Annotated in this window: 2 protein-coding genes; both read right to left on the reverse strand. The window is 73.5% G+C overall.

Going from position 1 to position 9,603, the window contains the following annotated elements; genetic code table 11:
* Positions 1 to 682, reverse strand: a 682-nt coding sequence (locus IE239_RS40835) for a beta-ketoacyl synthase N-terminal-like domain-containing protein (protein ID WP_190154515.1), incomplete at its 3' end; no start/stop codon positions are given.
* Positions 683 to 739: 57 nt separating this feature from the next.
* Entirely contained in the window at positions 740 to 9,487 is an 8,748-nt protein-coding gene (locus tag IE239_RS40840; RefSeq protein ID WP_229878790.1) for a type I polyketide synthase, read from the reverse strand.
* Between the last annotated feature and the right edge of the window lie 116 nt (positions 9,488 to 9,603).

Genomic DNA, 9,603 nt, shown 5'->3' on the forward strand with positions numbered 1-9,603 from the left:
CCAGATCACACTCACCCGCACGCAACGACTGCACCGCCAGATGCAACGCCACCAACGACGACGAACACGCCGTGTCCACCGTCACCGCCGGACCCTCGAGGCCGAGCACGTACGACACCCGCCCCGACAACACCGACGCGGTGATCCCCGTGGTCAGGTGGCCGTCGGACTCCTCCGGCCGGTTGAGCATGAGCGCGAGGTAGTCCTGGCCGTTGGTCCCGGTGAACACCCCGGTGCGGCTGCCGCGCAGCGTGGCCGGATCGACGCCGGCGCGTTCCAGCGCCTCCCAGGATGTCTCCAGCAACAGCCGCTGCTGGGGGTCCATGGTGGTGGCCTCGCGGGGCGATATGTCGAAGAACGTGGAGTCGAACAGCGGTGCGTCGTAGAGGAAGGCTCCCTGGCGGGCGTACGTGGTGCCGACGCCGCCCGCCGCGTCGAAGACGCCGTCGAGATCCCAGCCGCGGTCGGCGGGGAAGTCCGCGACGGTGTCACGGCCCTCCGCGAGGAGCCGCCAGAACGCCTCGGGCGTGTCCGCTCCACCGGGAAAGCGGCAGCCGAGGCCGACGATCGCGACGGGCTCCTGGCGGCTCGTCTCGACGTCATGAAGACGCTTGCGGGTCTGACGGAGATCCGCCGTCACCCTTTTCAGGTAGTCCCGCAGCTTCTCTTCATTGTTCGCCATCGTGCTCCACTTCCTCGCGAAAAAGCCGTGAACGGGCCCGTCGCCCGGGCCGGGTGGTCAGACCCCGAATTCCTTGTCGATCAGGTCGAACATCTCGTCGTCCGACGCCCCGTCCAGTTCCGCGATCGCGTCTTCCGCCTCGTCGGCGGCGTCGGCGCCGGTCCACGTCGCCAGCAGCCCCCGCAGCCTCGCGGTGATCTCCCGGCCGGTCTCGCCGCCGTCCCCGGCGCGGGCGGCGAGGGCCTCCGCCAGCCGGTCGATCTCGGCGACGAGGCCGGAGCCCGCGGCCGGATCGTCGCCCGAACCGACGAGTTCGCCCTCCAGATACCGGGCGATGTCCGCGGGCGCCGGGTAGTCGAACACCAATGTCGCCGGCAGCCGGAGCCCGACGGCCGCGCCGAGCCGGTTGCGCAACTCCACCGCGGTCAGCGAGTCGAATCCGGCCTCCCGGAAGGCACGGCTCGGATCGACCGCTTCGGGCCTGGCGTGTCCCAGCACCATGGCGGCCTGCTCCCGCACCAACTGCACGAGCGCCGCTGTGCGTTCGTCGGCGCCGAGTCCGCCGAGCCGCTGCCGCAGCGCGTCGGCGTCCGCTCCCGGCGCGGCGTCCCGCAGCGCGGCCTCTGCCTCCGGGATCTGCCCCAGCAGGGCGGTACCCCGTCCGGCGGTGAAGGCACGGGCGAAGCGCGTCCAGTCGACCCGTGCCACGACGGCGGCCGGATCGCCGGCGCCCACCAGTCGCTCCATCGCCGTCAGGGCCGGCTCGGGGTCCAGTCCGGTCAGGCCCCGGCGGCGCAGGTACTCCTCGACACCGTCGTCGGCCGCCATGCCGTCCTGCGCCCACGGTCCCCAGGCCAGGGACGTGGCGGCGAGCCCGGCCGCCCTGCGCCGCTCGGCGAGGGTGTCCAGGTAGGCGTTGGCGGCGGCGTAGTTGCCCTGGCCCGGCGAGCCCACGGAGCCCGCGAAGGAGGAGAACAGCACGAACGCCGACAGTTCCCGGTCCCGGGTCAGCACGTCGAGGTTGCGGCCCGCGACGGCCTTGGCGCGCAGCACGGCCGCGAAGCGCTCCGGAGTGAGCGTCTCCACGAGCCCGTCGTCGAGGACGCCCGCCGTGTGCACGACCGCGTCCACCGGGTGCTCGGCCAGCAGCGCGGCGAGCGCGTCCCGGTCGGCCGCGTCGCAGGCGGCCACGGTCACCCGGACACCGGAGGCCGCGAGTTCGTCGCGCAGGTCCGGCGCGCCGGGTGCGTCGAGGCCGCGCCGGCTGATCAGGACGAGGTGCTCGGCCCCCTGGGCGGCGGCCCAGCGCGCCACCCGGGCGCCCAGCGCGCCCGTACCGCCCGTGATCAGCACCGTGCCGCGGGGGCGCCAGCCCGCGCCGAGTTCACCGGGCGCCGTGCGGCCGAGCCGCCGCCCGAAGACACCGGTCGCCCGGATCGCGACCTGGTCCTCTCCCGAGCGGCCCAGGAGCACGCCGGCGAGGCGGCCCGTCGTTCGCCGGTCGACGAGCTGTGGAAGATCGACCAGGCCTCCCCAGCCCTCCGGGTGCTCCAGCGCCGCGACCCGGCCCAGCCCCCACACCGCGCCCTGTGCGGGGTCGGGCGCCGTGTCGGACCGGTTCACCGAGACCGCGCCCCTGGTGAGCGCCCACACCGGGGCGGCGATGCCGGCGTCGCCCAGCGCCTGTACGAGTACGGCGGTGGCGGCGGGCCCGGCCGGAACACCGTCACCGTCACCGTCACCGGCGTCGGCGTCGGCGTCGGCGTCGGCGTCGGCGTCGCCGTCGGCCGCACCGTCGGCGGTGGGCCCGTCCTGCGGTTCGGACAGCGCCAGGAAGGACAGGACACCGGCGACCGGCTCATCCGCACCTGCCGAAGTGAGGAGCGCGGCCAGCACGGCCCGGTCGGCGCCGGGCTCGTACACGACCGGTACGAGTTCGGCTCCGTACGCCGCAAGCCCCTCCAGCACGGCATCGCTCCACGCGTCGTCGCGCAGCACGGCGGGCAGTACGGCCAGCCAGCGTCCCGGCAGCACACCGCCGGACACCGCGCCGAGCGGCTGCCAGTTCATGGAGTAGAGCCAGTCGTCGACCCGGGACTGCTCCTGCTGTCCCCGCCACCACGACGACAGCGCCGGCAACAGCCCGTCCAGCGCGTCCTGCGCCACGCCGAGCGAGTCTGCCAGCGTACGGGCGTCGCCCCGCTCGACGGCGGTCCAGAACCCGGCGTCCGCGCGGCCGGGAGCGCCCGCTGCGGACGGACCGCCCAGTCTGGCGCCGTCGGGCCAGAAGCGCTCGCGTTCGAAGGCGTAGTTCGGCAGGTCCACCAGGGTCGCCCCGGTCGGAGCGTAGAAGGCGCTCCAGTCCACCTGCCCGCCGTGCAGGCGAAGCCCCACGACCGCGGTGAGGAGGGAGTGGGCCTCGGCGCGGTCCTTGCGCAGGGTGGGGGTCAGCAGAAGGCCCCGGTCCTCGCCGTCGAGACCGCTCTGGGCCAGCGCGGTCAGGGTCCCGTCCGCGCCCAGCTCCACGAACCGCGACACACCCTGCTCCGCGAGAACCCGCACGGCGTCGGCGAACCGCACCGGCCTGCGCACATGAGCCACCCAGTAGTCCGCCGACATCAACTCCTCGGCCGACGCCGCCTCCCCGGTCACCGTCGACACGATCCGGATCCGTGGCTGCCCGTACGACAGCGACTCCGCCACCTTGCGGAAGTCCGCCAGCATCGGCTCCATCAACGGCGAGTGGAAGGCATGGCTGACTCGCAACGCGGTCACCTTGCGGCCTTGGCCACGGAAGTGATCCGTGATCTCCTCGACGGCCTGCGCCGCGCCCGAAACCACCACTGCCCGCGGCCCGTTGACCGCCGCGACACCCACCTCGTCCCCGAGGAGGGGAAGCACCTCGTCCTCGCACGCCTCGACCGCGGCCATCGCCCCACCGGACGGCAACGCCTGCATCAACCGGCCACGCGCCACCACCAGACGACACGCATCCGCCAACGACCACACACCCGCCACATACGCGGCGGCCAACTCACCGATGGAATGCCCCGCCAGCACGTCCGGCCGCACACCCCACGACTCCAGCAGCCGGAACAGGGCAACTTCCAGAGCGAACAGGGCGGGTTGCGCGAACTCGGTCCGGTTCAGCAGCTCCGCGTCCTCACCGAACACGACCTCCCTCAACGGGCGCGGCAGTCCGGTGTCCAGGTGCGCGCAAACCGCGTCGAAAGCCTCCGCGAAAACCGGATACGCCTCATACAACTCCCGTCCCATACCGAGACGTTGTGAGCCCTGGCCCGCGAACAGGAAGGCCGGCCGTCGGCCCGAGCGGCCGGACGTGCCCGTGAGGACGGAGGCGTCGTGCTCGCCGACCGCCAGTGCGCGCAGTCCGCGCAGCAGTTCGGCGCGGTCGGCGGCCAGGACCGTGGCGCGGTGCTCCAGCCAGGGGCGGAGCGACGCCGAGAGGCCCAGGTCGCTCAGGCGCAGTCCGGGATCGGCGTCGACCCGGGCCCACAGCCGTTCGGCCTGGCCGCGCAGGGCGCCCTCGGACGCGGCGGACAACGCGACCGGGGTGAGCGGCAGTTCCTCCGCCGCCGTGACCGGTTCGGGGCTGCCGGTGTCGCGGGTCGCGGGGAGGGATTCGGGAGTCTGCTCGATGATGACGTGGGCGTTGGTGCCGCTGATGCCGAAGGACGACACACCGGCGCGCCGGGGACGGCCCTGCGGCTCCGGCCACTCCACGTTCTCCGTCAGCAGGGTGATGTCGCCGGCCGTCCAGTCGACGAACGGCGACGGCTCCTCGGCGTGCAGGGTGCGCGGCAGCACTCCGTGCCGCATCGCCATCACCATCTTGATCACACCGCCCACGCCCGCAGCCGCCTGCGTGTGGCCGACGTTCGACTTCAACGAGCCGAGGAAGAGGGGCTGTTCGCGGTCCTGGCCGTAGGTGGCCAGCAGCGCCTGCGCCTCGATCGGGTCACCCAGGGGGGTGCCCGTGCCGTGCGCCTCCACCGCGTCCACATCAGCGGGCTTCAGCCCGGCGCCCGCCAGGGCCTGCCGGATCACCCGCTCCTGCGAGGGGCCGTTGGGCGCGGTCAGGCCATTGGAGGCGCCGTCCTGGTTGACGGCGGAACCCGCCACCGTCGCCAGCACCCGGTGGCCGTTGCGGCGCGCGTCCGACAGCCTCTCGAGCACCAGCATGCCGATGCCCTCGGACCAGGCCGTGCCGTCGGCTCCGGCGCCGAAGGACTTGCAGCGGCCGTCGAAGGCGAGGCCGCGCTGCATGCTGAAGTCGACGAAGGTGTCCGGTGTGGACATCACCATGACGCCGCCGGTCAGGGCGAGATCGCACTCACCGGCCCGCAGCGACTGGGCGGCCAGGTGAAGGGTGACCAGGGAGGAGGAGCATGCGGTGTCGACCGTCATCGCCGGGCCCTCCAGGCCGAAGGTGTAGGCGATACGGCCGGAGTGGACGCTGCTGGTGTTCCCGGTGAGCAAATAGCCTTCGGAGTCGTGCTCGCCCTCGCGCAGGCAGGAGTTGTAGTCCTGCCCCATGACACCGGCGAACACCCCGGTACGGCTGCCGCGCAGCGCGGTCGGGTCGACGCCCGCCCGTTCCAGCACCTCCCAGGACACTTCCAGCAGCAGCCGCTGCTGGGGGTCCATCGCCAGCGCCTCACGCGGCGAGATCCCGAAGAGTCCGGCGTCGAAGGACGCGGCGTCGTAGAGGAAGCCTCCCCGGCGGACATAGGTCGTACCGAGCCGGCCGGGCTCGGGGTCGTACAGGGCCTCCATGTCCCAGCCGCGGTCCGTCGGGAAGTCACCGATCGCGTCGCCGCCCTCGCTGACCAGTCGCCAGAGGTCCTCGGGCGACTCGACGCCACCGGGGAACCGGCAGGCCATGCCCACGATGACCACCGGGTCGTCGTCCACGCCCTCCCCGGCGGGCCGTGCCGTGCCGTGGGCCTCGGCCGCGTCGCCGACCAGGGCAGTCAGCAGGTGCCGGGCGAGCGCGACGGGCGAGGGGTGGTCGAAGACCAGCGTGGCCGGCAGTCGCAGCCCGGTCGCCGCGTTGACGCGGTTGCGCAGTTCGACCGAGGTCAGTGAGTCGAAGCCGAGGGTCCTGAACGCCTGGCCGGGTTCCACGTCGGCGGCGGACGCGTGGCCGAGCACCTGGGCCACCAGACCGCACACCAGCTCCAACAGGAACGGTTCGCGTTCCGCGGAGGGCAGGGCCGGCAGCCGGCTGCGCAGTTCGTCGCCGCTGGCGCCGTGACCTCCGGTGTGCGCGGCGCGCCGGGCCCGGCCGCGCACCAGTTGCCGCAACAGAGCCGGGGTTTCCGGCAGTTCGCGCAGTGCAGGGAGGTCGAGGTCGACGGCGAGCAGGAAGGAGGGCTCGGCGTCGCCGAGCACGGCGTCGAGGACCGCGAGGCCCTGCTCGGCGGCGAGCGGCCTGACGCCGCCGCGCGCCATGCGGTGCAGGTCCGCTTCGGTGAGCTCGGCCGTCATACCCGTTCCGGGAGCCCAGGGACCCCAGGCGAGCGAGACCGCGGGCAGGCCGAGATCCCGGCGGCACCGGGCGATGGCGTCCATGTACGCGTTGGCCGCTGCGTAGTTGGCCTGTCCGGCACCGCCGAAGGTGCCGGAGACCGAGGAGAACAGCACGAACGCGGCCAGGTCCAGGTCACGGGTGAGCGCGTCGAGGTGTTCGGTCGCGTCCGCCTTGGGACGCAGCACCGTGAGCAGCCGTTCCTCGCTGAGGGACGTCAGCACGCCGTCGTCCACGACACCGGCGGTGTGGATCACTCCGGTCAGCGGGCGGTCGGCCGGAACCGACGCCAGCAGGTTCTCGAGTGCCGGCCGGTCGGCCACGTCACAGGCCGTGACGGTGACGTCGGCGCCGAGACCCGTGAGTTCGGCGGTGAGCTGTGCCGCGCCCGGCGCCTCGGGGCCGCGTCGGCCCGCGAGCAGCAGGTGGCGTACGCCGTGCTCGGTGACCAGGTGACGCGCGACCAGGGCGCCCAGTCCGCCGGTGCCTCCGGTGACGAGGACGGTGCCGTCCGCGAGGCGCACGGTGTCATCCCCGTCGCCGGTTCCCCCTTCGCCGGTTCCCCCGTCGCCGGGTCCTGCGTCGGTGGTGGAGGTGGCGGGCAGGGGTGCGGACACCAGTCTCGGAACGAGTATCTCGTCCCCGCGAACGGCCAGTTCGGCCTCGTCGGCGGGCAGGCCCGGTCCGGTGAGAAGCGCGACCAGGGTGTCCCAGGATGCGGGGCCGCCGTCCAGGTCGGCCAGCGCGAAACGGCCGGGGTTCTCCGTGCGGGCCGAGCGCACCAGACCCCACAGGGCGGACAGTGCCGGATCCGACTCCTCCTCGGGCCGCGCTGCCACCGCGCCTCGGGTGACGACGACGAGCCGCGCCTCGGCGAGTTCGTCGGCCGCGAGCCAGTCCTGTGCGAAGGCGAGCGCTGCGGCGGTGACGGCATGGGCGGCGGCGGAGGACCCGCTCAGCGAGGCGTCCTCGGGACCGCTCCACGGCACCAGGACCGTCCTGGGGACGGGATCGCCGTCGTGCACGGCCCTCGTCAGCTCCGCCCAGGTACGGGCGGGGACGACGGGGTGCACGGCGTACGGGTGGTCGTCAGGGGCCGCGTGGTCCGTCAGCACCACCGTGCGGCCTTCCCCGGGCGCGGCGTCGTCGGCCGGAGCCGGGGTCGACGCCGGGGCCGAGGCAGAGGCGGGGGCGGAGGCCGAGGCAGAGGCGGGGGCGGAGGCTTGGGCCGGGGCGGGCAATGAGGTCCAGTCGATCCGGTAGGTCCCGGCCGGGGTGGCCTGGGCCGGACCGCCCACCATTCCGGCGGGCGCCTCGCGCAGGGCCAGCGACTCGACCACGGCGATCATGCCGCCGGACGGGTCGGCCAGGTACAGGGACACCGCGTCGGGTCCGGCCGGAACCAGCCGCACCCGCAGGGCCCGCGCCCCTCCGGCGTGCAACGACAGCCCACGCCACGAGAACGGCAGCCGCGGGCCCCCCTCCTCGCCGAGGGGACCGAACAGGACGGCGTGCAGAGCGGAGTCGAGCAGAGCGGGGTGCACCCCGAAGCGGCCCGCGAGCGCCTCGTGCTCCTCCGGCAGGGCGACCTCGGCGAACACCTCCTCGCCACGCCGCCACACGCGGCTCAGTCCCTGGAACACCGGGCCGTATGCCAGCCCGGCGGCGGTGAACCGCTCGTACACGTCGGCCACGGGGCGGGGCTCGGCACCCGGCGGCGGCCACTCGACGAGGCCGGACGGCACGTCGCGGGGTGCTTCAGCCGCCTGGTCCACAGCCAGCACACCGTCGGCGTGCAGAATCCACGGAGTGTCGTCCGGGGCCTCCTCGGGGCGTGCGTGCATCTCCAGGGAGCGCCGTCCCGAGTCGTCGGCCACGCCGACGCTGATCCGCAGGCGGACCGTGCCCTGCTCCGGCACCAGCAGGGGCACCGCGATCGTCAGCTCCTCGACCCGGGTGCAACCCACCTGGTCTCCGGCGCGCAGCGCCAGCTCGGCCCAGCCCGTACCCGGGAAGACCACCGCGCCCAGGATGTCGTGGTCCCGCAGCCACGGGTGTGAACTCAGCGAGAGGCGCCCGGTCAGCACCGCTCCCCCGTCGGCGAGTTCCACGGCGGCGCCCAGCAGTGGGTGCGCTGCCGCTTCCAGCCCGGCGGCGGCCAGACCGCCGGGGCTGTGCGACGGCTGTGGCCAGAACCGTTTCCGCTGGAAGGCGTACGTCGGCAGCTCGACGACACGGGCGGCGCCGGCGGGGAGGACGGCGCCCCAGTCGGCGTCGGCGCCGTGGACGAACAGGGCCGCGAGGGCGGCGAGGGCACTCGACGCCTCGGGCCGGTCCTTGCGCAGCACCGGCACCAGCACCGTGGACCCGGCGTCGTCGAGGGACGCCTGCGCGAGAGCGGTCAGGGTGCCGTCCGGACCGAGTTCGGCACAGCGGCCGACACCCTGCCCCGCGAGAACCCGCACAGCGTCGGCGAACCGCACCGGTCGCCGCACATGAGCCACCCAGTAGTCCGCCGACATCAACTCCTCGGCCGACGCCGCCTCCCCCGTCACCGTCGACACGATCCGGACCCGCGGCTGCCCGTACGACAGCGACTCCGCCACCTTGCGGAAGTCCGCCAGCATCGGCTCCATCAACGGCGAATGGAAGGCATGACTCACCCGCAACGCCGTCACCTTGCGGCCCAGGCCACGGAAATGGTCCGCGATCTCCTCGACCCACTCGACCGCGCCCGAAACCACCACCGCCCGCGGCCCGTTGACCGCCGCGACACCCACCTCGTCCCCGAGGAGGGGAAGCACCTCGTCCTCGGACGCCTCAACCGCGGCCATCGCCCCGCCCGACGGCAACGCCTGCATCAACCGGCCCCGCGCCACCACCAGACGACACGCATCCGCCAACGACCACACACCCGCCACATACGCGGCAGCCAGCTCACCGATGGAATGACCAGCCAGCACGTCCGGCCGGACACCCCACGACTCCAACAGCCGGAACAGCGCCACCTCAAGAGCGAACAGAGCCGGCTGGGCGAACTCCGTACGGTTCAGAACCTCGACGTCATCGCCGAACACCACCTCCCTCAGCGGGCGCGGCAGACCGGTGTCCAGGTGGGCGCACACGGCGTCGAAGGCGTCCGCGAAGACGGGATACGCCTCGTACAACTCCCGCCCCATACCCAGCCGTTGAGAGCCCTGCCCCGCGAACAGGAACGCCGTGCGCGCATCACGCCGTACCGCCCCCGTGACCACGTTGAGCGCCTCCTCACCACAAGCGACCGCCTCCAACGCCCGCAGCAACTCCGCCCGCTCCGAACCCCAGACCACCGCCCGATGCTCGAACAACGACCGCGACCGCACCAACGCAC

This window comes from Streptomyces humidus, assembly GCF_014649655.1.
GTDB lineage: Bacteria > Actinomycetota > Actinomycetes > Streptomycetales > Streptomycetaceae > Streptomyces > Streptomyces humidus.